The sequence below is a fragment of the Streptomyces sp. NPDC058469 genome (assembly GCF_042721125.1).
Classification (GTDB): domain Bacteria; phylum Actinomycetota; class Actinomycetes; order Streptomycetales; family Streptomycetaceae; genus Streptomyces.
On the sequence record NZ_JBHXME010000092.1, the window covers coordinates 19,928 to 42,859 of the forward strand.

The 22,932-nt window shown below is 70.1% G+C and carries 22 protein-coding genes and 1 pseudogene; 12 read left to right on the forward strand and 11 right to left on the reverse strand.

The window, feature by feature from the left end; genetic code table 11:
- Positions 1 to 49: 49 nt before the first annotated feature.
- Both ACFWP5_RS31995 and ACFWP5_RS32000 read left to right on the forward strand, forming a co-directional pair.
- Positions 50 to 610: a Uma2 family endonuclease gene (locus ACFWP5_RS31995; RefSeq protein WP_384164331.1), complete on the forward strand. Its 561-nt coding sequence runs from the start codon at positions 50 to 52 to the stop codon at positions 608 to 610.
- A gap of 55 nt (positions 611 to 665) precedes the next feature.
- Positions 666 to 1,658, forward strand: a complete 993-nt coding sequence (locus tag ACFWP5_RS32000; protein WP_384164334.1) for an aldo/keto reductase — start codon at positions 666 to 668, stop codon at positions 1,656 to 1,658.
- Positions 1,659 to 1,873: 215 nt separating this feature from the next.
- Here ACFWP5_RS32000 and thpR read toward each other — a convergent pair whose 3' ends face one another.
- Positions 1,874 to 2,446: an RNA 2',3'-cyclic phosphodiesterase gene (gene thpR / locus ACFWP5_RS32005; protein ID WP_384164337.1), complete on the reverse strand. Its 573-nt coding sequence runs from the start codon at positions 2,444 to 2,446 to the stop codon at positions 1,874 to 1,876.
- Between the two features lie 109 nt (positions 2,447 to 2,555).
- On the opposite strand from thpR, the gene ACFWP5_RS32010 reads away from it, so the two are divergent.
- Positions 2,556 to 3,080 (forward strand): GNAT family N-acetyltransferase, encoded by a 525-nt coding sequence (locus tag ACFWP5_RS32010; RefSeq protein ID WP_384164341.1) that lies wholly within the window; start codon positions 2,556 to 2,558, stop codon positions 3,078 to 3,080.
- 28 nt (positions 3,081 to 3,108) lie between these two features.
- On the opposite strand, the gene ACFWP5_RS32015 is transcribed toward ACFWP5_RS32010, so the two are convergent.
- The gene (locus ACFWP5_RS32015; protein ID WP_384164344.1) at positions 3,109 to 4,461 is read right to left on the reverse strand and encodes an MFS transporter; all 1,353 of its coding nucleotides are present in this window, start codon (positions 4,459 to 4,461) and stop codon (positions 3,109 to 3,111) included.
- Between the two features lie 24 nt (positions 4,462 to 4,485).
- Positions 4,486 to 4,923, reverse strand: a complete 438-nt coding sequence (locus ACFWP5_RS32020) for a MarR family winged helix-turn-helix transcriptional regulator (RefSeq protein WP_026150457.1) — start codon at positions 4,921 to 4,923, stop codon at positions 4,486 to 4,488.
- A 154-nt stretch (positions 4,924 to 5,077) separates the two neighbouring features.
- On the opposite strand from ACFWP5_RS32020, the gene ACFWP5_RS32025 reads away from it, so the two are divergent.
- Positions 5,078 to 5,260, forward strand: coding sequence for a BrnA antitoxin family protein (locus ACFWP5_RS32025; RefSeq protein ID WP_262064267.1), 183 nt, complete (start codon positions 5,078 to 5,080; stop codon positions 5,258 to 5,260).
- 20 nt (positions 5,261 to 5,280) lie between these two features.
- Here ACFWP5_RS32025 and ACFWP5_RS32030 read toward each other — a convergent pair whose 3' ends face one another.
- Positions 5,281 to 6,675: an NCS2 family permease gene (locus tag ACFWP5_RS32030; RefSeq protein WP_384164348.1), complete on the reverse strand. Its 1,395-nt coding sequence runs from the start codon at positions 6,673 to 6,675 to the stop codon at positions 5,281 to 5,283.
- A gap of 176 nt (positions 6,676 to 6,851) precedes the next feature.
- On the opposite strand from ACFWP5_RS32030, the gene ACFWP5_RS32035 reads away from it, so the two are divergent.
- Both ACFWP5_RS32035 and ACFWP5_RS32040 read left to right on the forward strand, forming a co-directional pair.
- Positions 6,852 to 7,148: a DUF2530 domain-containing protein gene (locus tag ACFWP5_RS32035; RefSeq protein WP_384164351.1), complete on the forward strand. Its 297-nt coding sequence runs from the start codon at positions 6,852 to 6,854 to the stop codon at positions 7,146 to 7,148.
- A 113-nt stretch (positions 7,149 to 7,261) separates the two neighbouring features.
- Positions 7,262 to 9,655 carry an HAD-IC family P-type ATPase gene (locus ACFWP5_RS32040; protein ID WP_384164354.1) on the forward strand — a complete coding sequence of 798 codons (2,394 nt, stop codon included), beginning with the start codon at positions 7,262 to 7,264 and terminating at the stop codon, positions 9,653 to 9,655.
- A gap of 114 nt (positions 9,656 to 9,769) precedes the next feature.
- Here ACFWP5_RS32040 and ACFWP5_RS32045 read toward each other — a convergent pair whose 3' ends face one another.
- From ACFWP5_RS32045 to ACFWP5_RS32055, 3 genes are all read right to left on the reverse strand, one after another.
- Positions 9,770 to 10,714: a hypothetical protein gene (locus ACFWP5_RS32045; protein ID WP_384164357.1), complete on the reverse strand. Its 945-nt coding sequence runs from the start codon at positions 10,712 to 10,714 to the stop codon at positions 9,770 to 9,772.
- Positions 10,715 to 10,930: 216 nt separating this feature from the next.
- The gene (locus ACFWP5_RS32050; protein ID WP_384164360.1) at positions 10,931 to 11,710 is read right to left on the reverse strand and encodes a calcium-binding protein; all 780 of its coding nucleotides are present in this window, start codon (positions 11,708 to 11,710) and stop codon (positions 10,931 to 10,933) included.
- Positions 11,711 to 11,835: 125 nt separating this feature from the next.
- Positions 11,836 to 14,964, reverse strand: coding sequence for a sacsin N-terminal ATP-binding-like domain-containing protein (locus ACFWP5_RS32055; RefSeq protein WP_384164362.1), 3,129 nt, complete (start codon positions 14,962 to 14,964; stop codon positions 11,836 to 11,838).
- Positions 14,965 to 15,493: 529 nt separating this feature from the next.
- Here ACFWP5_RS32055 and ACFWP5_RS32060 point away from each other — a divergent pair.
- Positions 15,494 to 15,781, forward strand: a complete 288-nt coding sequence (locus ACFWP5_RS32060) for a hypothetical protein (protein WP_384164365.1) — start codon at positions 15,494 to 15,496, stop codon at positions 15,779 to 15,781.
- 123 nt (positions 15,782 to 15,904) lie between these two features.
- Here ACFWP5_RS32060 and ACFWP5_RS32065 read toward each other — a convergent pair whose 3' ends face one another.
- Entirely contained in the window at positions 15,905 to 16,831 is a 927-nt protein-coding gene (locus ACFWP5_RS32065; protein ID WP_384164368.1) for a DUF3027 domain-containing protein, read from the reverse strand.
- 376 nt (positions 16,832 to 17,207) lie between these two features.
- Between ACFWP5_RS32065 and ACFWP5_RS32070 the strand changes: the two genes are divergently transcribed.
- The 4 genes from ACFWP5_RS32070 (at position 17,208) to ACFWP5_RS32085 (ending at position 20,688) form a co-directional block, all read left to right on the forward strand.
- Complete coding sequence (locus tag ACFWP5_RS32070; RefSeq protein WP_384164371.1) at positions 17,208 to 18,632, forward strand: MFS transporter; 1,425 nt, start codon at positions 17,208 to 17,210, stop codon at positions 18,630 to 18,632.
- Positions 18,633 to 18,705: 73 nt separating this feature from the next.
- On the forward strand, positions 18,706 to 19,170 hold the full coding sequence (locus ACFWP5_RS32075; RefSeq protein WP_384164374.1) for a DUF2771 domain-containing protein: 465 nt from the start codon (positions 18,706 to 18,708) through the stop codon (positions 19,168 to 19,170).
- The gene (locus tag ACFWP5_RS32080; protein WP_384164377.1) at positions 19,140 to 19,838 is read left to right on the forward strand and encodes a futalosine hydrolase; all 699 of its coding nucleotides are present in this window, start codon (positions 19,140 to 19,142) and stop codon (positions 19,836 to 19,838) included. Before ACFWP5_RS32075 ends, ACFWP5_RS32080 begins: the two co-directional genes overlap by 31 nt.
- Positions 19,825 to 20,688 (forward strand): 1,4-dihydroxy-6-naphthoate synthase, encoded by an 864-nt coding sequence (locus ACFWP5_RS32085; protein WP_384164380.1) that lies wholly within the window; start codon positions 19,825 to 19,827, stop codon positions 20,686 to 20,688. The genes ACFWP5_RS32080 and ACFWP5_RS32085 overlap by 14 nt, the downstream gene beginning before the upstream one ends.
- Before the next feature lie 182 nt (positions 20,689 to 20,870).
- On the opposite strand, the gene ACFWP5_RS32090 is transcribed toward ACFWP5_RS32085, so the two are convergent.
- Positions 20,871 to 21,254, reverse strand: coding sequence for a cold-shock protein (locus ACFWP5_RS32090; protein ID WP_019072514.1), 384 nt, complete (start codon positions 21,252 to 21,254; stop codon positions 20,871 to 20,873).
- Positions 21,255 to 21,405: 151 nt separating this feature from the next.
- On the opposite strand from ACFWP5_RS32090, the gene ACFWP5_RS32095 reads away from it, so the two are divergent.
- Positions 21,406 to 21,654, forward strand: a complete 249-nt coding sequence (locus ACFWP5_RS32095; RefSeq protein ID WP_384164383.1) for a hypothetical protein — start codon at positions 21,406 to 21,408, stop codon at positions 21,652 to 21,654.
- Here the strand turns inward: ACFWP5_RS32095 and ACFWP5_RS32100 are convergent.
- Positions 21,633 to 22,310, reverse strand: a complete 678-nt coding sequence (locus ACFWP5_RS32100) for an HAD family hydrolase (RefSeq protein ID WP_384164385.1) — start codon at positions 22,308 to 22,310, stop codon at positions 21,633 to 21,635. The genes ACFWP5_RS32095 and ACFWP5_RS32100 overlap by 22 nt on opposite strands.
- 119 nt (positions 22,311 to 22,429) lie before the next feature.
- Positions 22,430 to 22,932: pseudogene (locus tag ACFWP5_RS32105) on the reverse strand (hypothetical protein); the annotation flags it as partial.

Consider the following 22,932-nt stretch of genomic DNA (forward strand, 5'->3'; position numbering starts at 1 on the left):
GGGGCAACCGGGAGGAGCGCCACTGACCGTCCTTGAAGACAGGATCGCGATGGCCGACGCCAACACCAAGCGCTTGGACGAGTGGTTCGAGCGGCTTGAGCGGATGCCCGTCCCCGAAGGATTCAGGGTCGAGATCGTCGGGGGCGACGTCTTCATGACACCGCGGCGGAACACGCATTGGCAGATCATTCGCCGGATCCTGCGGGCCTTGGAAGACAGGTTCGGACAGGATGTCCAGGTCTTCAGCGACGTCCGTGTCGATTTCCCCGGCTATGAGAACGGCTTCTGCCCGGACATCGCCATGCTCAAGGACGGGGCGAAGCCCGACGACACGGGCCACTGGCGCTACCAGGACGTGGAGTTCGTCGCCGAGGTGATCTCCAAGGGCACTGCCGCCAACGACTACGGCCCGAAGAGGACCGCGTACGCGGAAGCCGAGGTCCCCGTCCATGTCATCGCCGACCCCTGCCAAGGGCGCTGCCACGTCTACACCGACCCGAAGGACGGCGACTACGCCGACCCGGTACGGGTGGACTTCGGTACCGACGTCGACCTGACCGGCACGGTGGTCGACCTCGTCCTCAAGACCACCGACTTCCCCCGCGACTGATCCTCCTTTGATCCCTCTTGCATAGAGCGCACTCGAAGTCGTTGGCTGGTTACTCATGAAGTACACGCAGCTCGGACGCACAGGCCTCAAGGTCAGCCGACTGGTCCTCGGCACGATGAACTTCGGACCGCAGACGAACGAGGCGGACAGCCACGCGATCATGGACGCGGCGCTGGACGCGGGCATCAACTACTTCGACACCGCCAACGTGTATGGGTGGGGCGAGAACAAGGGCCGTACCGAGGAGATCATCGGAAACTGGTTCGCCAAGAGCCCCGATCACCGCGACAAGACGGTCCTCGCCACCAAGGTCTACGGCAACATGGCCGCCGAGGGCGACTCCTGGCCCAACCACGACAAGCTCTCCGCGGTCAACATCCGGCGGGCCGTGGACGCCAGCCTCAAGCGGCTGCAGACGGACTACATCGACGTCTACCAGTTCCACCACGTCGACCGTGCCACCCCCTTCGAGGAGATCTGGCAGGCGATCGACACCCTGATCCAGCAGGGCAAGATCCTCTACGTCGGTTCCTCGAACTTCCCCGGTTACAAGATCGCCCAGGCGAACGAGATCGCCGCGCGCCGCGGCGGCACCATCGGGCTCGTCAGCGAGCAGTGCCTCTACAACCTCGCCGAGCGTCGCGCCGAGATGGAGGTCATCCCGGCCGCGCAGGAGTACGGCCTCGGGGTCATCCCCTGGTCCCCGCTCCAGGGCGGGCTCCTCGGCGGGGTCATCAAGAAGGAGATCTCGGGTGGACGCCGGGCGAGCGGCCGGGCCGCCGACACCCTCGCCAACCCGACCTCACGCGCCCAGATCCAGGCCTACGAGGACCTCCTCGACAAGCACGGGATCGAGCCCGGCGAGGCCGCCCTGGCCTGGTTGCTGACCCGCCCCGGCGTCACTGGCCCGATCGTGGGTCCGCGTACCGCCGAACAGCTCGACAGCGCGCTGCGCGCCGTAGAGCTGGAACTGAGCGAGGAACTCCTCACCTCGCTGGACGAGATCTTCCCGGGTCCGGGGCCGTCGCCGGAAGCCTTCGCCTGGTAGCACCGTGAGGGCAGCGCCCCATCAGGGGCGCGGGGCTGTGACATGTGCGGCTCCGCCGCGTGGGCGCGACCAGCTCCCGCTCGGCGGAGCCGAACGACGCCACGCGGCCCCGCCCTCACTTACCGAGCGCAGCGGCGAGCCCCACGACAACGAACAACAGCACAAGCACACCGGCCATGATCCGGTTTCGGGTTTTCGGGTCCACGTACCCGAGCCTAACCGGCCACCCCGAGCCGCCGGCGGGCGACCGCCTCGTACCGCGGCTGCTCTCCCGGCACCCCGGACCTCGGCAGGTCGCTGCGGACGAGGACCAGTTCGTCCACCGTCCACGCCCGGCCCGTGAAGTCGTCGAGACGCTCGACGTACGGCCGCACATCCACCGCCTCCCGGCTCCGCGCCACGGTCAGGTGGGCGCGATAACGCCGGTGCTCCCCCATCGGCACCCCCGCTTCCCGCGCCGCCGCCTCGCAACGGTCCGCCAGCAGACGCAGGGCCGCCGCGTCCCCCTCCACCCCCGCCCACAACGCCCGCCCCTGCCCGAACTCCCCACCCCCGCGCACGGCCAGCCCGAACGGTTCGGTCGCCCGCGCCGCCCGCTCCAGCCGGGCGGACAGTTCGGGTACGACGTCCTCGTCGACCTCGCCGTAGAAGGCGAGCGTGAAGTGCCATCCCGGGCGGCCCGTCCAGCGGAGGCCGTCCGCACCCGGGAGACCGTGCAACTCGTCGACGGCCGCGCCGAGTTGGGCCAGCACGTCCTCGGGCGGCAGCAGCGCCGCGAAGAGTCTCATGGGGGCAGCCTTCCACTACTGCTCAACGTGTGTGCCCTGAACTAACCGGTCTGCCGGACTCAGATGGTTAGTCCAGCGCACAGCCGATTCGGACCTCTAGCCTGCTGCCATGGAGATCGACACCAGCATCAGCATCAGGCAAGGCGGGCCCGACGACGTTCCCGCGATACTCGGCCTGTTCGACGGGGCCGTCGAGTGGCTCGTCGCGCAGAGGCGTACCGGGCAGTGGGGCACCCGGTCGTGGTCGGGGAATCCGAAGGCCGTGGCGATGGTCCGGCGGTACGTCGACGCGGGCGTCCCCTACATCGCCGAGATCGGCGGGGAGCCCGTCGGCACGCTCACCCTCACCGACGCACCGGGGCCGTACATCGACGCCGTGGACGAGCCCGAGCGGTACGTCCATCTCCTCGCCTCCGACCGGCGGTTCAAGGGCCACGGCGTCGGCAGCGCGCTGCTCGCGCACGCGGCGGAGGCGACGCGGCGGGCCGGGGTCTCCCTGCTGCGGGTGGACTGCTACGCGGGGGACGACCGCAAGCTCGTCGCCTACTACGAGAGCAACGGGTTCACGGCCACCGAGGCGTTCGTCGTCGGGGAGGACCAGTGGCCGGGACAGGTGCTGGCCCGGAGGGTGTAGCCCCCGGGCCAGTCGCACCACACAACTCTCAGGCAGCCGTGGCCAGTTGCTCCCGCTCGCGCGGGACGAAGGCCACGCTCGGATGCCCGTGGTTCCAGTCGAACGACAGGCGCAGGTCACCGATGCGGGCCAGGATCACGCCGATCGTGGCCGCCGCGGCGGCCGCTATGACGCCGCCGAGGGCAAAACTCACCCGGGGGCCGTAGGCGTCCGTGATCCAGCCGACGATCGGTGCGCCCACCGGCGTACCGCCCATGAAGACCATCATGAACAGGGCCATGACGCGGCCGCGCATGGCCGGGTCGGTGCCCATCTGGACGGCGGTGTTGGCCGTGACGTTGACCGTCAGGCCGGCGATGCCGATCGGGATCATGAGCAGGGCGAACAGCCAGTAGGAGGGGGCCACGGCCGCCACCACTTCCAGCAGGCCGAAGGCCGTCGCCGCCGCGATCAGTACGCGGAGGCGAGTGGTGCCCCGGCGGGCGGCGAGCAGGGCGCCGATCAGGGAGCCGACCGCCATGAGCGTGTTGAAGAGGCTGTACGCGCCGGCGCCCGCGTGGAAGATGTCGTCCGCGTAGGCCGACAGCCACACCGGGAAGTTGAAGCCGAACGTGCCGATGAAGCCGACGAGGACGATCGGCCAGATCAGGTCGGGGCGGCCGGCGACATAGTGCAGGCCCTCGCGGAGCTGGCCCTTGCCGCGCGGGGCGCGCTGGACGGAGTGCAGGTCGCGGTTGCGCATCAGGAACAGGCTCGCCAACGGCGCCACGAACGACAGGCCGTTGAAGAGGAACGCCCAGCCGGTGCCGACGCCGGTGATCATGACGCCCGCGACGGCGGGGCCGACCAGGCGGGCGGACTGGAAGTTCGCCGAGTTGAGGCTGACCGCGTTCTGCAGTTGGTCGGGGCCGACCATCTCGGAGACGAAGGACTGGCGGGCCGGGTTGTCGACCACCGTGGCGAGGCCCACGGCGAAGGCGGCGACGTAGACGTGCCAGACCTGGACGTGGCCGGAGAGGGTCAGGAAGGCGAGGGCGAGGCCGGTGAGGGCCATCGCGGACTGCGTGACGAGCAGCGTGGGGCGCTTGGGCAGCCGGTCGACGAGGACACCGCCGTAGAGCCCGAAGAGCAGCATCGGCAGGAACTGGAGGGCGGTCGTGATGCCCACGGCGGCGGAGGAGCCGGTGAGGCTGAGGACCAGCCAGTCCTGGGCTATTCGCTGCATCCAGGTGCCGGTGTTGGAGACGACCTGGCCGATGAAGAACAGTCGGTAGTTCCGGATCTTCAGCGAGCTGAACATCGAGGACTTGCCGGGTGGGGTGGGCGGGGAGTCGGGGGTGGCTGGCGCGGGGGCGGAGTCTGCTCCGGGTCCCGAACTCAAAAGGTCGCTCCTACATAGACAGACTTACAGGTGTGCGAGTTTCTCCAGCACGGGGGCGGCGGCGACGATCTTCGCCCACTCGTCCTCGTCGAGGCCGTCGACCAGGCCGGCCAGGAACGCGTTGCGCTTGCGGCGGCTCTCTTCGAGCATCGCCTCGGCCTGGGGGGTCTTGGTGACGACCTTCTGGCGCCGGTCCTCGGGGTGCGGCTCCAGCTGGACCAGGCCCTTGGCTTCGAGCAGCGCCACGATGCGGGTCATCGAGGGCGGCTGCACATGCTCCTTGCGAGCGAGCTCGCCAGGGGTCGCGCTGCCGCAGGTGGACAGGGTGCCGAGCACCGACATCTCGGTGGGGCTCAGTGACTCGTCGACCCGCTGGTGCTTGAGTCGACGGGACAACCGCATCACGGCTGATCGCAGGGAGTTCACAGCGGCAGCGTCGTCGCCATGGGTTAGGTCCGGCATGTTCCTTAGCATAACTCATTACTCTCGCTAAAGACCAATGGAGACACGCCGGGATGCCCGTGACCCTGGCCACTGAACCCTTACGTCACCCATATGAGTGATCCCGGCGCGGAACGTCACCCGCCGCCGGGAAGCGCCCCGGACCCTCGTCTTCATGGGGACCAGCGTGCTCAGCCTGCGGATAGACGGGGAGCTGCTCGAACGGCTCCGACACCATGCGGCGAAAAGGGGAATGAGCGTCCAGGACTATGTGGTCCAGACGCTCATTCGGGACGACTTCGACGAGCGGTTCCAGACCGCGGTCGAGGAGACGGAGAAGTTCTACGGGGTCACGTGAGGGCCCGGTAGAAGCGCGGATCAGGTCAGGCCCAGCGCCGGCATCAGGTAGTAGAAGGCGAAGACCGCCGAGACGACGTAGAGCGCGGCCGGGATCTCCTTGGCCCGGCCGGCCGCCAGGCGCAGCACCACGAAGGTGATGAAGCCCATGCCGATGCCGTTGGTGATCGAGTAGGTGAACGGCATCATCACCATCGTGATGAAGGCCGGGATCGCGATCGTGTGGTCGGCCCAGTCGATCTCCTTGACGGAGCCCGCCAGGATCAGGAAGCCGACCGCGAGCAGTGCGGGGGTGGCGGCCTGGGACGGGACCATCGTGGCGATCGGCGTGAGGAACAGCGCCACGGCGAACAGGGCGCCCGTGACGACGTTCGCGAAGCCGGTGCGGGCGCCCTCGCCGACACCCGCCGTGGACTCCACGAAGCAGGTGGTCGCGGAGGAGGAGCTGACACCGCCCGCGGCGACCGCGATGCCGTCGACGAAGAGGACCTTGTTGATGCCGGGCATGTTGCCCTGGGCGTCGGTCAGCTTGGCCTCGTCGCTGATGCCCATGATCGTGCCCATCGCGTCGAAGAAGCACGACAGCAGGACCGTGAAGACGAAGAGGACGCCGGTCAGCACGCCGACCTTGGAGAAGCCGCCGAACAGGCTGAACTTGCCGATCAGGCCGAAGTCGGGGGTGGCGACCGGGTTTCCGGGCCACTTCGGGGTGGTCAGGCCCCAGGAGGGGATCGTCGCGACCGCGTTCACGATCACCGCGAGGACGGTCATCGTGACGATCGAGATCAGGATCGCGCCGGAGACCTTGCGGACGATCAGCGCGAGCGTGAGCAGGACGCCCAGGATGAAGATCAGGACCGGCCAGCCGTTGAGGTGTCCGTCGCCGCCGAGCTGGAGCGGGACGGTGGTCTGGGCGGCGTCCGGGATGCGGGAGATGAACCCGGAGTCCACGAGTCCGATCAGCATGATGAACAGGCCGATACCGATCGAGATGGCCTTGCGCAGTCCGTACGGCACCGCGTTCATGACGCGCTCGCGCAGCCCGGTGGCGACCAGCAGCATCACGATCAGGCCGGCCAGCACGACCATGCCCATCGCGTCCGGCCACGTCATGCGCGGCGCGAGCTGGAGGGCGACGACGGAGTTCACGCCGAGTCCGGCGGCGAGCGCGATCGGTACGTTGCCGATGACACCCATGAGGAGGGTGGTGAACGCGGCCGTCACGGCCGTGGCGGTGACCAGCTGGCCGTTGTCGAGGTGGTGCCCGTACATGTCCTTCGCGCTGCCGAGGATGATCGGGTTGAGCACGATGATGTACGCCATCGCGAAGAAGGTGGCGAAGCCGCCCCGGATCTCGCGGGGGAGGGTGCTTCCCCGTTCGGAGATCTTGAAGTAGCGGTCCAGGGCGGTCGGCATTGGATGTTCCTACGAGCAGAAGTGGACAGACGGAAACCGTTTCAGTATGAACATATGAAGACGTCAGGCGCTATCTCCGCGCGTAGACCGACGCGGCTCAGGCACGGCTCAGACGCGGCTCAGGCATGGATCAGGCGCGGCTCCGGGCGCCTTGTGTCGCCTCGTAAGCTGTGGGCATGGCGAAGTGGACACCGACACACGAGGCACCGGAGCCCCTTGAGGGCCCGATCGTCCCGACCATCATCGGCCTCACGATCCTCTGGTTCGTCCTCTTCCTGGTACAGCTCCCCTTCTACGGCTGGTTCGACGACCACGGTCATCTGTGGTGGCTGTGGACCTGCCTGGCCGGGAGCGGACTCGGGCTGATCGGCATCTGGTACGTCCGGGGGCGCGACGCGGCGCTCAGGCGCGCGGCGGAGTCGGAAGGCACGGCGGGTACGGCGGGCGCCTCGGCGCCGACTGCCGCTGAGTAACGACACCGTCGTACAACCACGGCATCACTCCGCCCCGTCCGCCGTCCTCCCCTGGTCGGATCTTCCGGGCACTCGGCGGGTGAAGCCGTAAATCCGCACGTACCGTCGAATGCATGACGGACACCGACGCGGGCGCCGAACTCGACCCTGTGCACCCCGTGCCCATTCCGACGCGGGCACGTGGGCTCACCGCCGCCGGGGTCGCCGAACGGGTGGCGCGCGGGGAGGTCAACGACGTCCCGGTGCGCAGCAGCCGTTCCCTCGGCGAGATCGTCCGCGCCAACGTGTTCACCCGGTTCAACGCGATCATCGGCGCGCTCTGGCTGGTCATGCTGTTCGTCGCGCCGGTCCAGGACAGCCTGTTCGGGTACGTGATCATCGCCAACACCGGGATCGGGATCATCCAGGAGTGGCGGGCAAAGAAAACCCTCGACTCCCTCGCGGTGATCGGCGAGTCGAAGCCGACCGTACGGCGGGACGGGGCCGCGGTGGCGGTGAGCACCTCCGAGATCGTCCTCGGTGACCTCATCGAGATCGGGCCCGGTGACAAGGTCGTGGTCGACGGGGAGTGCGTCGAGGCCGACGGCCTGGAGATCGACGAGTCGCTGCTCACCGGTGAGGCCGATCCGGTCGTCAAGCGGCCGGGGGACGCGGTGATGTCCGGGAGTTTCGTCGTCGCCGGCGGCGGGGCGTTCGAGGCGACGAAGGTGGGGCGGGAGGCGTACGCGGCCCAACTCGCCGAGGAGGCCTCCCGGTTCACGCTCGTCCACTCCGAGCTGCGGACCGGTATCTCCACGATCCTCAAGTACGTGACGTGGATGATGATCCCGACCGCTATCGGCCTGGTCATCAGCCAACTGGTCGTCAAACAGCACGGGTTCAAGGACTCCATCGCCCGGACGGTCGGCGGCATCGTCCCGATGGTTCCCGAGGGGCTCGTGCTCCTCACCTCGGTGGCCTTCGCGATCGGTGTCATCCGGCTTGGCCGGAAACAGTGCCTCGTCCAGGAACTTCCGGCGATCGAGGGCCTCGCCCGCGTCGACACGGTCTGCCTCGACAAGACGGGCACGCTCACCGAGGGCGGCATGGACGTCACCGAGTTGCGTCCGCTCGGCGGGGCCGACGAGACGTACGTACGCAAAGTCCTCGGCGCGCTCGGGGAGTCGGACCCGCGGCCGAACGCGTCGCTTCAGGCGATCATCACCGCCTACCCGGACAGCAAGGAGTGGCGGTGCGTCGAGTCGCTGCCCTTCTCCTCGGCGCGCAAGTACAGCGGGGCGTCGTTCAGTGAGGGCAACGGGGAGTCGAGCACGTGGTTGCTCGGGGCGCCCGATGTGCTGCTGGGTGCGGACGATCCCGCGCTCGCGGAGACCGGGCGGCTCAACGAGCAGGGGCTACGGGTGCTGCTGCTGGCCCGGGTCGCGGGTGAGCTGGACGACCCCGAGGTCGCGCGGGAGGCCGAGGCGACGGCGCTGGTGGTGCTGGAGCAGCGGTTGCGGCCCGACGCGGCCGAGACGCTGGCCTACTTCGCCGAGCAGGACGTGCACGCGAAGGTCATCTCCGGCGACAACGCGGTGTCCGTCGGCGCGGTGGCGGGGAAGCTCGGGCTCACCGGGCAGGTCGTCGACGCGCGCCAACTCCCCGCCGAGCGGGAGGAGATGGCGAAGTCCCTCGACGAGGGCACGGTGTTCGGGCGGGTCACCCCGCAGCAGAAGCGGGACATGGTGGGAGCGTTGCAGTCGCGCGGGCACACGGTCGCGATGACCGGGGACGGCGTGAACGACGTACTCGCCCTGAAGGACGCCGACATCGGTGTCTCCATGGGCTCGGGTTCCGAGGCCACGCGGGCGGTCGCGCAGATCGTGCTGCTCAACAACAGCTTCGCGACGCTGCCTTCGGTGGTCGCGGAGGGGCGTCGGGTCATCGGGAACATCACGCGGGTGGCGACGCTGTTTCTGGTGAAGACGGTGTACTCGGTGCTGCTGGCTGTGCTGGTGGCGTGCTGGCGGGTCGAATATCCGTTCCTGCCACGGCACTTGACGCTGCTGTCGACGCTGACGATCGGTATCCCGGCGTTCTTCCTGGCGCTGGCGCCCAACAAGGAGCGGGCGAAACCCCACTTCGTGCGGCGGGTGATGCGGTACTCGATCCCGGGTGGGGTGATTGCCGGGGCCGCGACCTTCGTTACGTACCTGATCGCCCGTCACCACTACACGGGGACGGGGTCGTTGGCGGCGGAGACGAGTGCGGCGACCTTGACGCTGTTCCTGATCTCTATGTGGGTGCTGGCGATCATTGCGCGGCCGTATACCTGGTGGCGGGTGGTGCTGGTGGCGTCTATGGGGGCGGCGTTCGTGGTTGTGCTGGTTGTGCCGTGGCTTCAGCATTTCTTTGCGCTGAAGTTGGTGGGGGTGACTATGCCTTGGATCGCTGTGGGGGTGGCGGGGGTTGCGGGGGTTGCGTTGGAGCTGGTTTGGAGGCTGGTTGATCGGCGGGTGCCGGCCTAAGAGCTCGTAGTTCGCCTGCGGGTGCGTCGTGGCTGGTCGCGCAGTTCCCCGCGCCCCCTAAAAGCAGCTGCCGCGCCCCTGTTTTCGGGGCGCGGCAGCTGCTTCTGGGTACTACTACCTCACGTCGACGTAGTCGCCCGTGGCGTTGACCGCCGGGGTGGTCGAGGTGCCCGCGAAGCTGTAGCGGAAGTAGCCGTCGACCGTGGCCTTGACGGTGGTCTTCAGGGCGCCCGTCGAGCTCGTCTTGATGGTCTTGACCGTGGTGTACGTGGTGGCGTTCTTCTTGCGGAACTGGAGCTTCACCGGCTGGGTCGAGTAGCCCGCGTACTTGTTGGTCTCCCAGTTCGCGCGGGTCAGCTTGCCGGTGACCGTGATGGTCTTGCCCTTCTTGACGGGCTCCGGGGCCGCGTTGACCGTCAGCTTCGACAGGCGCTGCACGTTCGGGGAGGCGAAGCCGCCCTGCTGGGCGAGTCCGACCTTGGTGATGTCGAAGGAGCTGCTGTCCGGGTCCTGGCCGTTGTACGCGATGGCCAGGCCGCCGGCCTTCCAGCCACCGGCGTCGACGTTCGCCAGGTTGCCTTCGGCCGGGTAGATGTCGAGGGTGGCCTTGCAGGAGGCGACGGTCGTGGAGGTGGCCGTGCAGGTGCCCGGCTTGTCGCCGAAGACCGCGTTGGACGGATCGGCGAACGTACCCTTGTAGATGAACGGGCCGTTGAGGAAGTCCGCCGCGGTGATGTCGACGTCGGTGCCGTGCGTCAGCGTGTAGGTGACCGGCACGGAGACGTGGGCGGCGGCACCGACCACGATCGGCTTGCCGCTGTGCACCTTGATGTTGGAGAAGGTGACGTTCAGGGCGTACGGCTCGTCGTCGGCCGGGGTGGCGACGGTGGAGCCGGCGAGGGCGTCCTTGCCGGAGGCGGCGTGGGCGGCCTCACGGATCTTCGCGACGTCCGAGCGGTACGAGCCGGCGTCGGAGCCCGCGGCCTGCGCGGCCGGTACGGCGAAGGCGGAGAGGACCAGGGCGCCGGAGACGGCGGCCACGGTGGCGCTTATGCGCATGCGTTCCCCAAGTGGGAAAGGGGGCCCCGGCGCGCTGGTCGTTCCGAACGGCTCGTCGTCGGCGCCGGGGCCCAAGTGATGGCGGAGCCTGTTGGCTCACGTGTTCTGATTCACGACGGGTGGGGCAGGTTGTACGGCGGATCGAGACTTTGTGCGGGTATTGCGAACTGATGGTGAAGTGCGGAGACTTCTCCGGTCAGTTGGGGTGGTTCGCGGCTACTTCACGTCGATGAAGTCACCCGCGGCGTTGACGGCCGGAGTGGTCGAGGTGCCCGCGAAGCTGTAGCGGAAGTAGCCGTCGACGGTCGCCTTGACGGTGGTCTTCAGGTTGCCCGTCGAGTTCGTCTTGACGGTCTTCACCGTGGTGTAGGTGCTGGCGCTCTTCTTGCGGAACTGGAGCTTCACCGGCTGGGTGGAGTAACCGGAGTACGTACCGGCGTCCCAGTTCGCGCGGGTCAGCTTGCCGGTGACCGTGATGGTCTTGCCCTTCTTCACGGGCTCCGGGGCGGCGTTGACCGTCAGCTTCGACAGGCGCTGGACCTGGAAGGTCTTCGCGTTGTCCTTCTGGACGTAGTCGGAGTCCTTGCCCCGGGCGACCGCCCAGACCTTCCAGCCGCCGGCCACGGAGTTGATCAGGTTGGAGCCCGGCTTCAGGTCGAAGGTCGACTTGCAGGTCGACGTCGTGGCGTTGACCTTGGTGCAGGTGGCGCGGCCGTCGCTGCTGTTGGCGACGGCGCCGCTGTCGGACGAGTCGATGTTGGCGCCGTGGTACAGGATCGCCTGCGCCCAGTCGACGCCCGAGGCGTCCTTGACCGTGAAGCTGACCGTGATGGTCTTCTTCGCGGTCGCGCCCACGACGACCGGCTTGCCGCCGTTCACCACCACGGTCGAGATCGTGGTGTCTCCCCGGCCGTCATCGGCCTGCGCGGCAGGCACGGCGAGAGCGGAGAGGGCCAGGGCGCCGGTGACGACGCCGAGGATGGCACGCATGCGCATGGGTTCCCCAGGTAGAGAAGTGATCGTGGAGCCTGTTGGCCCAGCTGATCAGATTCACGACGAAAGGGAATGGTTGTACGACTCGTGAACCTTTTTCGGAATGGTCGTGAAGATCGTCGGCCCGCTCAGTCGAACCACCGGTCCCGAGCCAGCTCCTCGGTCCGCGACGGGTCCTCCAGCAGCGCCGCCACCTCGAACCGTCGAGGCCACTGCCCCGCCGACCAGGCGAGTCCGGCGGCGACGCCCTCCAGGGTCGAGGCGTGCAGGACGCCGTCGCGTGTCCGGCGCCAGTCGATCTCGACACCGTCCATGACGAGGTCCTCGTGTTCGACGTAGGTCGCGGGGGTGAGCGGTCCGAGGAGGACGCGGACGGATTCGGGTACGTCGTGCTCGGTGCCCTCGGAGGTGACCTCGCCGGTGACCGACTCGCTCAGTCGCCGTACCTGGAAGAGCTCGGCCAGCTCGGCGGCCCTGGACGGCCGTACGGGCAGCAGCGGGACGCCGGCGGTGAAGGGCAGCAGGTCTGGTGAGTCGACGACCACAGCGTCCGCCGCGTCCACGACCGTCACCTCGCCGTCGACCACGGCGCGCAGGTCGTCCGGGAGGGTCACCTGTTCCGGGTCGAGGTCGGCCAACGCGCTGTAGAGGGCGTGCAGTTGGGTGCCGGCGACCTCGCGGTCGGGGTCGGCGAGGCGGTCGAGGAGTTCGGCGGCGCCGCCGGGCTCGTCGAGGAGCGCGGCCACGGAGGTCCGTACGCCGAGGGCCCGCAGCACCTGCTCGTCGTCGAACCCGGTCGCGTCGGCCTCGTCGTACAGCCCGCGCAGCAGCGGGTCGCCGCCGGCGGCGAGGAGGCCGGCCGGGCGGCGGCCGTCGAGTACCGGGTGCCCGCGCAACCACCAAGCGGTGTAAGGCCGTACGGCCTCGTGCGTGCCGTCGGGAAGCAGGATGCGGACCTGTTGCGTGATCGCGTCGCGCAGCGGGGGCTGGGCGAGGAGGGCGAGGGCCTGGGGCCAGCGGTCGTCGTCGACGAGGTCGAGGTCGCGTACGGCGACGAGTTCGGTGGCGACGGGGGGTACGGGGCTGTCGGGGAAGCGGTCGAGGACGTCCTCGCTCCACACGTCCACGGAGTCCAGCAGGCCGGGGTCGTCGGGTTCGGCGAAGTCGCCGTCGCGGGGCTCCAGTTCGTCCGGGTCGAGGACGACGTCGGTGGCCCGGACGAGGGCGAAGGTGGCGAGAACTCCACAGGCGGCGAGCGGCTGTTCGCCCCAGCGGTCGGCCAACTCTGAGTCGACGAAGGCGAGTTCGCCGTCCCGCATCACCTGGGCGAACGGGCTGCCGGGCAGCACCAGTTCACCGGCGGGCGCGAGTTCGCCGTCCTCGTCGGGCAGCGCGAGGGCACCGAGCCAGGGTTCGTCACCGGGTTCGAGACCCGCGTCCCGCACGAGGGCGAGCACCGTGTCCGCCAACTCCTCGGCATCGGGGGCAGGTTCGTCCCATACGGCCCCGCCCTCGTCGTCGATGGAGGCGGCCACGGCGGCCCGCACCTGGGGTGTCGTGAGTACGGCACGAGGTGTCGCGGGCAGCGCGCCGAGCTTCTCCAGGAGGGGGTGCGCGGCGTCCGGGTGGGCGACCTTGAGCCCGAGCCGGGCGAGGACTTCGGGGTCGACCTGGACGGAGTCCGGGGTGGGCAGCAGCACTTGCCGGGGGCCGATGGTCGTCCGCCCGTCGGCGAGCGGTACGGGCAGCCCGGACAGCCGGTCCGGGTCGACGCCCGCGAGGCTGTCGTAGAGCCGCCGCCACCAGCCGGGGTCCTTCTCCAGGCCGGCCAGCCGGTCGACGGCGTCGGCGAGCGGGACGCGGGCGACGCCCAACGTCCGTAGTTCCACGCGCCGTTCGAGCCCGGCGGGGAGGAGAGTGGGCAGCACCTCGGCGAGGACGCGCACGGTGTCGGAACCGGCGCCCTCGACGACCTCGGCGTCCCGGGGCCGTAGCGACTCGGGCAGTTCGTCGTCGCTCTGGCCGTCGGGCTCGATGGCGGGCGGGAGGAAGGCGGTACGCGGCAGGCGCTCCAGGATCGCCTGCCGCAGCGTGCCGTCCAACTCCCCCATGCCCAACGGGCCGGGGACGAGGTCGATGATGCCGGTGGTCACCGGCCGCCAGGCGGCGAGGAGTTCGACATACGTGTCCGCCGCGCGTTCCACCACGTAGTCGGTGAGCGGGCCCGGTGCGGCATGCCGGCGGGTGGTGTCGAGCGGCAGCGAGGCGATCAACAGGGCGGGTACGCCCAGGGGTTCGTCGCTGGGCGTGGGCGCGTGGACGACGGGGCTGGTACGGGGACGAGCGGGAGTCCCGTCGTCGTCGACGGGCACGGCCCAGGTGACGGACCAGTAGGGCCGCAACCGCTCCTCGACGGGCCGATCGGCGAGCAGCCCCTTGGCCAGCTCCCCGTGCGCGGCGGCGGTACGCCAACGGGTGCTCCCGTCCCGGCTGTCGTCCACGACGGTGTCGGCGCCGTCGCTGCGACGGGTGAGGGTGCGGGGTGCCTGGTCACCCACCTCGACCACGACTTCCGCGAGCCCCGGCAGGGCGAGGAGAAGAGCGTCGTCGACGGCGTTGAGGAGGCGCTCGGCGAGGTCCTCGGCGGCGGTGTCGCGCAACGGGAGGATGACGACGGTGTCGTAGGAGTCGGGGGCGGTGCCCTCGGCGGCGAACGGGAGGCGAAGCAGCGGGATGTGGCCGTCGCGGCGGCGGATCTCGGTGCCGAGGCCGGGGCTGTGCCGGGCGGTGTCGTCGGCGAGTGCGCGGGCCTCGGCGAGGGACCAGCGGACACCGCCGTGCCGCCCGACGACGGCGGGTTCGTCGGTCACGGCGACGACGGCGGCGAACCCCACACCGAAACGGCCGACCGCGCTGTCACCGGCGTCGCGTTTCGCGGAGGCGCGGAGAGTGGAGAGGGATTCGACACCGGCGGCGTCGAGGGAGGCGCCGGTGTTGGCGGCGCAGAGGACGCCGTCGCGGAGGGTGAGCCGGAGCCGTCCGGCCACACCGGCGCGGGCGGCGGCGTCGGCGGCGTTCTGAGCGAGCTCGACGACGAGGCGGTCCCGGTACCCGCCGAGGACGAGATCCTCCTCGGCGTTGGCGTCCTCCCGGAACCGGGCCGGGCTGGTCGCCCAGGCATCGAGCACCCCACGCCGCAGACGGGCGGTCCCGAACGGATCGGCACCCTCGGCAGCGGGCCGCACGAACTTACTCACGTACGTTCACTCTCCTCATCGACGTCGCGATGAAGGTACCGCGCGGAGGGGGGTGGGGTTGCCGGGGAGGGGACGGGGAGGAGGAGCGGGGTCGGGGGCGGGTTCGTTCGGGGTGCGTCACGTGCTGGGTGCCGGGTGTTGGGTATCCGGTGCGGGGGTGCGGGGGGTCGCTGGAAGCTGGGGGGAAATCTAACCACTGTGCATCTCGGTGACCGGTTAGAAATGACCCCAGCCTGCAGAGGGTGGTGGTGCGGGGGCTGGTCCAGGGGTCCCGGACTCGGCACGGACGCGGGGCGGCCACCAGTCCGAGGCACGGCACGGCTTCGAGGCGAGTCCGGGGCGGAACAGGGTGCAAGGGGCGGCGCGGATGCGTGGTTGGTGTAAGTCCCAGACACGGCGCGGCTTCGAGGCGGGTGCGAGTCCGAGGCGGGGCGCGCGTCCCGGGGCGGGACAAGGTGCAAGGGGCGGGGCGGATGCGGGGCGGGGCGCCAGTCCAGGGCAGGTGCGTCCGCTTCCCTAAGCTCGCTTCATGGACATTCGCGGCATCGATCCCCGTGACACCGCCTGGGAGCAGGACCACGCCCGGTACCGCGTTCACTTCTGGGACGTGGCGGCGGTGACGGCGTACAAGTACGAGCTGATCCCCCGTCCCGAGCTGACTCCCGATGCCCTGCGTGCTGCCCTCGCCGTCGTCGCTCCAGGTCGGCTGGACGAGAGATCGCCCGCCGCCCGGGCCTGTCCAGCCGCTACGTCCAGGCGGAGAGCAACCTGGAACACGAAGATCCGGCGGTGGCGCGGGAAGCCCTGGGTGAGTTGAGCCCGCACCGCTCCCGCAGACTTCCTCGCCGCCGTGGAACGCAGGGCCGCTGAACTGGTCAGGGCTGCCGAGGCTCTCCACGTCCACGGCCGGGCCCACACGGGGATCGACCCGCCGCAGACCTTACGAGTGCCCCAAGTCCGCCGATTCCTCGTCGGCCCCGACCGACACCGACCCCGAATCCGCCGCAGGCCGCAGCGGGAACGGGTCGATCATCGTCTCGTCGATCACCGGGGCCGGGGGCTGGGGCGGTTTGGGCATGATCGCTGCTTCCGAGTGGCCGCCGCAGCCGTAGGCCAGGGACACGACGTGGCCGTCCGCCGGGGAGAACTCGTTCGCGCAGACTCCGAACGCCTGGCCCAGGGAGCCGCCGATCGCGACCAGGAAGCCGCAGCTGACGCAGGCCGCCGGGGCCGCCTGGGCCATCGGGGTCTTCGGGCCGAAGCCGTCCTCCCAGCGGTCGGCGGCGACGTGGAGGCCGTAGCGGGAGAGGACTCGGGCGCGGCGGATGCCCAACTCCTCCGCCACCGCCGCGATCGAGCCTCGGGTGGGGGCCATGGGGAGCGTGGCAGGGGTGCCCGCCGTGACTTCGGCATCCTCCGCCTCCACCAGCTCCGCCATCTCGTCCGAGACGGCGGAGTTCGGCGGGGGCTCGTCCTCGCCGGTGTAGCCGGGCTCCAGGCGGAGGTCCTCGGCGTCGGTGGGGAGCAGGTCGCCGGGGCCCATGTCGCCGGGGCGGAGGCGTTCGCTCCACGGGACCCATTCGGGGGCCAGGAGCGAGTCCGGGCCGGGGAGCAGCACGACCTCGTCCAGGGTGACCAGCTTCGCGCGGGACGCCCTCGCGACCGTCACCGCCCAGCGCCAGCCCCGGTAGCCGAACTCCTTGCACTCGAAGAAGTGCGTGACCACACGGTCGCCCTCGGATTCGAAGCCGGCGTGCTCGCCGACCACGCCGGGCGCGGCGGCCTCCTCGGCTGCGGCACGGGCGAGGTCGACGGCCTCGGCACACAGGCGGTCGGGGGTGCGGCTTCGCGTGGTCGCTGCGCTCACAGGTATCGCTTCTCTCCTACGCCGTCTCACGGGTGCGCCTGTTGTGGCGAAGGGAGCGGACGGAGCGGCTGAAAAACACCTCCCAGGCCCGTGGAGGCACTGGAGGAGGGCCGCGTCGACGTCCGCGCCCGATCGCGCTCGGGCGCGCCTACGCCATCCATTCTGAGGGATGGCCGAGAGGCGCGCGGCCGAGAACAATCGCCACGGCGCGCTACGCACGCTACCTTCTCCCGGCGCATGCGCCCACACCGACGGCCTCTTGGGCGCTGCGCGGCGGTCATACCGAGACCTGTGCAACGGCCCAGAATCCACCCCGCACGCCTCCATACGCGCGGTAACCGCACTACTCGCGCCGTTCTCGGGGCACTATGACGGGGTGGCAGCCGCGAGGTCGCCCCAAGGTGCCACCGGGGTCGGTGGAACGAAGGGGAACATCCGAGGTGGCGGTTCGGGCCGGGTGAGCGGTTCCGTCCGCGCGATGGGTCGTGCCCTGCACTTCCCCGTCACCGGTACCGCCCGCGGCATCCGGAAGGCCACGCACGCGCACGGCGCGGGCGAGTCGGGCCTCGGCAGACTGATCGAACTGCACGCGGTGAACGGCGCCGGCGACGTCATGATCACCGTCGCCCTCGCCTCGACAGTGTTCTTTTCCGTACCGACCGATGAGGCTCGGGGGCGGGTCGCCCTGTATCTGGCGATCACCATGGCGCCCTTCACCGTCCTCGCGCCGGTGATCGGCCCCCTCCTCGACAAACTCCCGCACGGCCGCCGCGCCGCGATGGCCGCCGCGATGCTGGCCCGCGCCCTCCTCGCCCTGATCATCTCCGGCGCGGTCGCCAGCGGCAGCCTGGAGCTGTATCCGGCCGCTCTGGGCGCCCTGGTCGCCTCGAAGGCGTACGGCGTCGTCAGAAGCGCCGTGGTGCCCCGGCTGCTGCCACCCCGTATCTCCCTGGTGAAGGCGAACTCCAGAGTCACCCTCGCCGGGCTCCTCGCCACCGGCGTCGCCGCCCCGATCGCGGGCGGCCTGCACGCCATCGGCGACCCCTGGCCGCTCTACGGCGCCTTCGTGATCTTCGTCGCCGGTACGGTCCTGTCGTTCTCCCTGGACCCCAAGGTCGACTCGGCCAAGGGCGAGGACACGGCGCTGCTCGCGGCGGACGAGGACCATCTGCACGGCCCGCATCCCAAGGAGGTCAAGCGTCCGGGGCTGCGCACGGTCGGCATCGCCGTCACCCACGCCCTGGGCGCCAACGCGGCCCTGCGCTGGCTCTCCGGCTTCCTGACCTTCTTCCTCGCGTTCCTGCTGCGGGAGCACCCGATGACCGGGCAGAGCGCGGCCGTGTCGCTGGGCATCGTCGCCGTCTCGGCGGGCGTGGGCAACGCGCTCGGTACGGCGGTCGGGTCCTGGCTGCGGCAGCGGGCCCCGGAACTCATCATCGTGACCGTCGTCGCGCTGGTGCTGGGCGCGGCCATCACCGCCGCGATCTTCTTCGGCGCCGTGCTGGTGGCGTGTCTCGCCGCTACGGCCGGGTTCTGCCAGGCGCTGGCCAAGCTGTCCCTGGACGCGCTGATCCAGCGGGACGTGCCCGAGCTGGTGCGCACCTCGGCGTTCGCGCGCTCCGAGACGATGCTCCAGATGGCCTGGGTGCTCGGCGGCGCGATCGGCATCGTCATGCCGCTGAACGGCGCCCTCGGCTTCACCCTCGCCGCCGGAGTCATCGCCCTGGGCTGGCTGACCACCCTGCGCGGCCTGCTCGCCTCGGCACGTCACGGCGGCAGTGGACGCCCGCGAGTGGCCTAACCCGCACCACCCGGCCCGGCACGCCGCACCCCACGTGGGGGGAGTACTGGACGGGCCCGATAACCTTCGCCCCATGACCATGCAATCCGCTGTGCGACGCCGCCGCGCCGTCGCCGCCGCCGGCGCCGTTTCCGCCGGACTGCTCGTCCTGTCGGCGTGCGACAAGCCGACGCCGGTTTCGACGATCACCGTCGGGAGGAACTCGGTCCACACCGAGGCCACCTGCTACAACGACGGTGACGCGGTGAAGACCGCGGACCTGGCGAAGTGTCTGAAGGCCTCCACGTCGATCTCGGTCGACCCGGACGAGACCGTGCGCTTCGGTGTCGATCCGAAGATCGCCGACAACGGCTGGACGATCCTGATGAACGGTCAGCCGCTGACCGACTCCAGCAAGAAGACCTACCGCACGATCCCCGGCAGCGTGTTCTTCAACACCCAGTACGGCGCGACCGGCAACTCGACCGTCGTCTCCATCAAGGAGGGCGACAAGACGGTCAAGGGCCTGTGGTCCTTCAAGTTCAAGAAGGACTCCTGACCACGTCCTCCCTCCGTGTCCTCGTCGCCACCGCCGTCCCCGCCGAACGGGACGCGGTGGCACGGGCGTTCACGAGCGACACCTCGTGCAGGGTTGATGTCATCGCCGCCGGGGTGGGTCCGGCCGCTGCCGCCGCCGCTACGGCCACCGCCCTCGCCGGCACCCCGTACGCCCTCGTCGTCTCCGCCGGGATCGCCGGCGGCTTCCAGCCCGAGGCACCCGTCGGCTCCCTCGTGATCGCCGACGAGATCACCGCGGCCGACCTGGGCGCGGAAACCCCGGACGGGTTCGTCCCGGTCACCGAACTCGGTTTCGGCACCGTCACCCACCGTCCGCCGAGTGCACTCGTACGAGACCTCGCGGCCGCGACCGGAGCCCGCCCCGGAGCCGTACTCACCGTCTCCACGGTGACCGGAACGGCCGCCCGCGCCACGGAACTCCGCGCCCGCCACCCCCGCGCCCTCGCGGAGGCGATGGAGGGCTTCGGCGTGGCCGAGGCCGCCGCCGCACACGGCATCCCCGTCCTGGAACTGCGCGCGGTCTCCAACCCCGTCGGCCCGCGCGACCGCGCCGCCTGGCGCATCGGCGACGCGCTCGCGGCCCTGACGGAGGGGTTCGGGAAGTGCGCGCCCGTACTGGAGAGTTGGAACCCGTATGACGACCAGTGAGCAAGCCACGCAGCCTTTGCAGATCGCCTACTCCCCCTGCCCGAACGACACGTTCGTCTTCGACGCCTGGGCCCATGGCCGGGTGCCGGGTGCGCCCGCGCTCGACGTGACCTTCGCGGACATCGACATCACCAACGGCATGGCCGAGCGCGGTGAGTTGGACGTCCTGAAGGTGTCGTACGCCGTGCTGCCGTACGTCCTCGACGAGTACGCGCTGCTGCCCTGCGGGGGTGCGCTGGGCCGGGGTTGCGGGCCGCTGGTGCTCACGCGGGAGGCCGGGGGCGATCTGACCGGGCGCCGGGTCGCCGTGCCGAGCGAGCGGTCGACGGCGTACCTGCTGTTCAGGCTGTGGGCGGCGGACACAATCCCGGGCGGGGTCGGCGAGATCGTCGTCATGCCGTTCCACGAGATCATGCCGGCCGTGCGGGACGGGAAGGTCGACGCGGGGCTCGTCATCCACGAGGCGCGCTTCACGTACCAGAACTACGGCCTGCACAAGCTCGCGGACATGGGCGAGCACTGGGAGGCCACCACGGGCCTGCCGATCCCCCTGGGTGCGATCATCGCCAAGCGCTCACTGGGCGCGGACGCGCTGAACCTGTTGGCCGATTCCATCCGCACGTCGGTCCGCGCCGCCTGGGACGACCCCGGGGCCTCCCGCCCGTACGTCATGGAACACGCCCAGGAGATGGACCCGTCCGTCGCCGACCAGCACATCGGCCTGTACGTCAACGAGTTCACGGCGGACCTGGGCGAGGACGGGTACGCGGCGATCCGGGGTTTGCTGACGCGAGCGGCGGCGGAGGGGTTGGTACCGGCACTCGGGCCGGACGCGCTCACGTTCCCCTGAACCCGTGGCGCCGTCTGAACCCGTGGTGCCGCCTGAACCCGTGGCGCCGTCCCTGGGGCCTGCGCCAAGAAGACCCCGCACGACGATCCCCGGGCCGCTCACACACCGCGGGCCGAGAGGCTGGTGCGCCCCTCGGCCCGGACTCGCTCTAATTCCCCAGGTCCGCTGAATCTCCCGGATATCTACACGTCCAACTGGTCCGCCACCGCGCGCAGCAGGCCCGCGATCTTTCCGCCGGAGGCCTTGTCGGGGTAGCGGCCCTTCTCCAGCATCGGGGTGATGTTCTCCAGAAGGGTCGTCAAGTCCTGGACGATGGAGGCCAGTTCGTCCGGCTTCTTGCGCTGGGCCGCCGCGACGGACGGGGTCGGGTCGAGCAGGGTCACCGAGAGGGCCTGGTCACCGCGCTGACCGGCGACGACCCCGAACTCCACGCGCTGTCCGGGCTTCAGGGCATCAACTCCGGCGGGCAGAACCGAGGAATGGACGAAGACGTCACCGCCGTCGTCACGGGAGAGAAAGCCGAAGCCCTTCTCGCTGTTGAACCACTTGACCTTGCCGGTAGGCACGTCTGTCCTCGTCCTCGTACTCGTCGGAAAACTGCTTCGGATAGCAGACCGGCGGGTCGTCGGGACCCGCCGGTACCAAGGCTAATGGTCTTCAGGCCGGTGACAAGACGTCGCCGGGTTGTTCCTTTGCGCAGGGAACTACCCTGGTCGAGTGCGTGACAAAACCCAAACGAATTCCGCCGTGGCCGGTGACCGACTGATCCGTGCCGGCACCATCATCTTTTTCATCGGTGCGGTGGCCACACTCGTCACCGTGGTACCGCTGTTGCTCCACGCAACGCCTTTTCCGACGTACATGTACCTCTTGAGCATGCTCATGGGCGTCGGATTCCTGCTGGCCGCCGCGGGCGTACTGCAGTCGGTCGCCGCGGGCCGCCGTCAGGCGCGTGCCGAAAGGTAGTCCGAAAGCCATCGCGGGAACTCGGTGAGATCGCCGAGCACGACGTCCGCCCCGGCCGCGCGCAGCTCCTCCGCGTCGCACGGCCCGGTCGCCACGGCGACCGACAGGGCTTCGGCACCGCGGGCTCCGCGTACGTCTCCGACGTGGTCGCCGACGTACACGCTCGCGCCCTCCTCGCGCAGCGCCTCCGCCTTCTGCTCGGCCCACAGGTTGCCGATCACGGCGTCGGCGTCGATGCCGAGATGCGCGAGGTGCAGCTTCGCGTTGGGCTCGTACTTCGCGGTGACCACGATCGCCCGCCCACCGGCCGCCCGCACCGCCGCGATCGCCTCGGGGGCGCCGGACATCGCGGGGGTCGCGGCGATGGCGATCGACGGGTACATCTCGCGGTACAGGTCCGCCACGGCGGGCACCTCGTCCGCCGGGAACCAGTTGATCAACTCGTCCGCGAGCGGCGGCCCGAGCCGGGTGATCGCCAGATCGGCGTCGACGTACGTCCCCGTCCGCTCCGCCAGCGCCAGATAGCAGGCGTGGATACCGGGCCGGGAGTCGATGAGGGTCATGTCGAGATCGAAGCCGACGGTCAGGACGGGAGGGGTGGGGTTCTGGGCGGGCTGGGCGGCGGGCTGGTCACTGCTCTGGGCGCGCGAGGTCATATGGGCCATTGTGCCCAGCGACTACGACAATCCCACCGGCCCCTCGACTACGACCGTCACCTCTTCCGCTACGACGCACACCTCTTCCGCTGCGACGCCCACCACTTCCGCTGCGACCGTCACCGCTGCCGCTGCGACCGCCACACCAGATACAGCGCCGACGCCACCGCCGCCCCCCGCACCACCCACGGCCAGGTCTCGGCGATCGCGTCGCTCATGTGACCCTGCGCGACGGGGGTGCCCCAGCGGCCGTCGTTCCTGCCCCACAGCCAGACGACGCCGGCCGCGACGGCCGCCGTCGGCAGGCCGATCACCGCCCACTTCGTCTCGGCGTCGGACAGCCGCCGGGAGGCGTACGCGATGAGCCAACCGAGCAGCAGGGCGAACCAGTTGCCGAGGACGGCGCCCCCGACGAGCAGCGCGGCGGCGATCAGCAGCAGGGGGTTGGACCAGCGTCCGGCGGGGAGGCGGGGGACCATGCGGCGCCGGCGGGCCGGGGTTTCCGGTGCCCCGGGGACGGTCGCCGGGTCCTGCTCGATCACCTTCGGCACCACAGGCACCACCGGTTCCGGCGCCTTCGGGGGCTCCTTCGGCGGCGGGGGCTTGAGCAGTTCGGGGATCT

Excerpts from the sequence above, each read along its gene's own strand:
- ACFWP5_RS32025 (WP_262064267.1), top strand. The coding sequence starts at position 5,078 with ATGGGGACCAGCGTGCTCAGCCTGCGGATAGACGGGGAGCTGCTCGAA.
- ACFWP5_RS32010 (WP_384164341.1), top strand. The coding sequence starts at position 2,556 with ATGGAGATCGACACCAGCATCAGCATCAGGCAAGGCGGGCCCGACGAC.
- thpR (WP_384164337.1), bottom strand. The coding sequence starts at position 2,446 with ATGAGACTCTTCGCGGCGCTGCTGCCGCCCGAGGACGTGCTGGCCCAA.
- ACFWP5_RS32100 (WP_384164385.1), bottom strand. The coding sequence starts at position 22,310 with ATGACCTCGCGCGCCCAGAGCAGTGACCAGCCCGCCGCCCAGCCCGCC.
- ACFWP5_RS31995 (WP_384164331.1), top strand. The coding sequence starts at position 50 with ATGGCCGACGCCAACACCAAGCGCTTGGACGAGTGGTTCGAGCGGCTT.
- ACFWP5_RS32060 (WP_384164365.1), top strand. The coding sequence starts at position 15,494 with ATGGACATTCGCGGCATCGATCCCCGTGACACCGCCTGGGAGCAGGAC.
- ACFWP5_RS32045 (WP_384164357.1), bottom strand. The coding sequence starts at position 10,714 with ATGCGCATAAGCGCCACCGTGGCCGCCGTCTCCGGCGCCCTGGTCCTC.
- ACFWP5_RS32000 (WP_384164334.1), top strand. The coding sequence starts at position 666 with ATGAAGTACACGCAGCTCGGACGCACAGGCCTCAAGGTCAGCCGACTG.
- ACFWP5_RS32085 (WP_384164380.1), top strand. The coding sequence starts at position 19,825 with ATGACGACCAGTGAGCAAGCCACGCAGCCTTTGCAGATCGCCTACTCC.
- ACFWP5_RS32030 (WP_384164348.1), bottom strand. The coding sequence starts at position 6,675 with ATGCCGACCGCCCTGGACCGCTACTTCAAGATCTCCGAACGGGGAAGC.
- ACFWP5_RS32035 (WP_384164351.1), top strand. The coding sequence starts at position 6,852 with ATGGCGAAGTGGACACCGACACACGAGGCACCGGAGCCCCTTGAGGGC.
- ACFWP5_RS32040 (WP_384164354.1), top strand. The coding sequence starts at position 7,262 with ATGACGGACACCGACGCGGGCGCCGAACTCGACCCTGTGCACCCCGTG.
- ACFWP5_RS32075 (WP_384164374.1), top strand. The coding sequence starts at position 18,706 with ATGACCATGCAATCCGCTGTGCGACGCCGCCGCGCCGTCGCCGCCGCC.
- ACFWP5_RS32050 (WP_384164360.1), bottom strand. The coding sequence starts at position 11,710 with ATGCGCATGCGTGCCATCCTCGGCGTCGTCACCGGCGCCCTGGCCCTC.
- ACFWP5_RS32020 (WP_026150457.1), bottom strand. The coding sequence starts at position 4,923 with ATGCCGGACCTAACCCATGGCGACGACGCTGCCGCTGTGAACTCCCTG.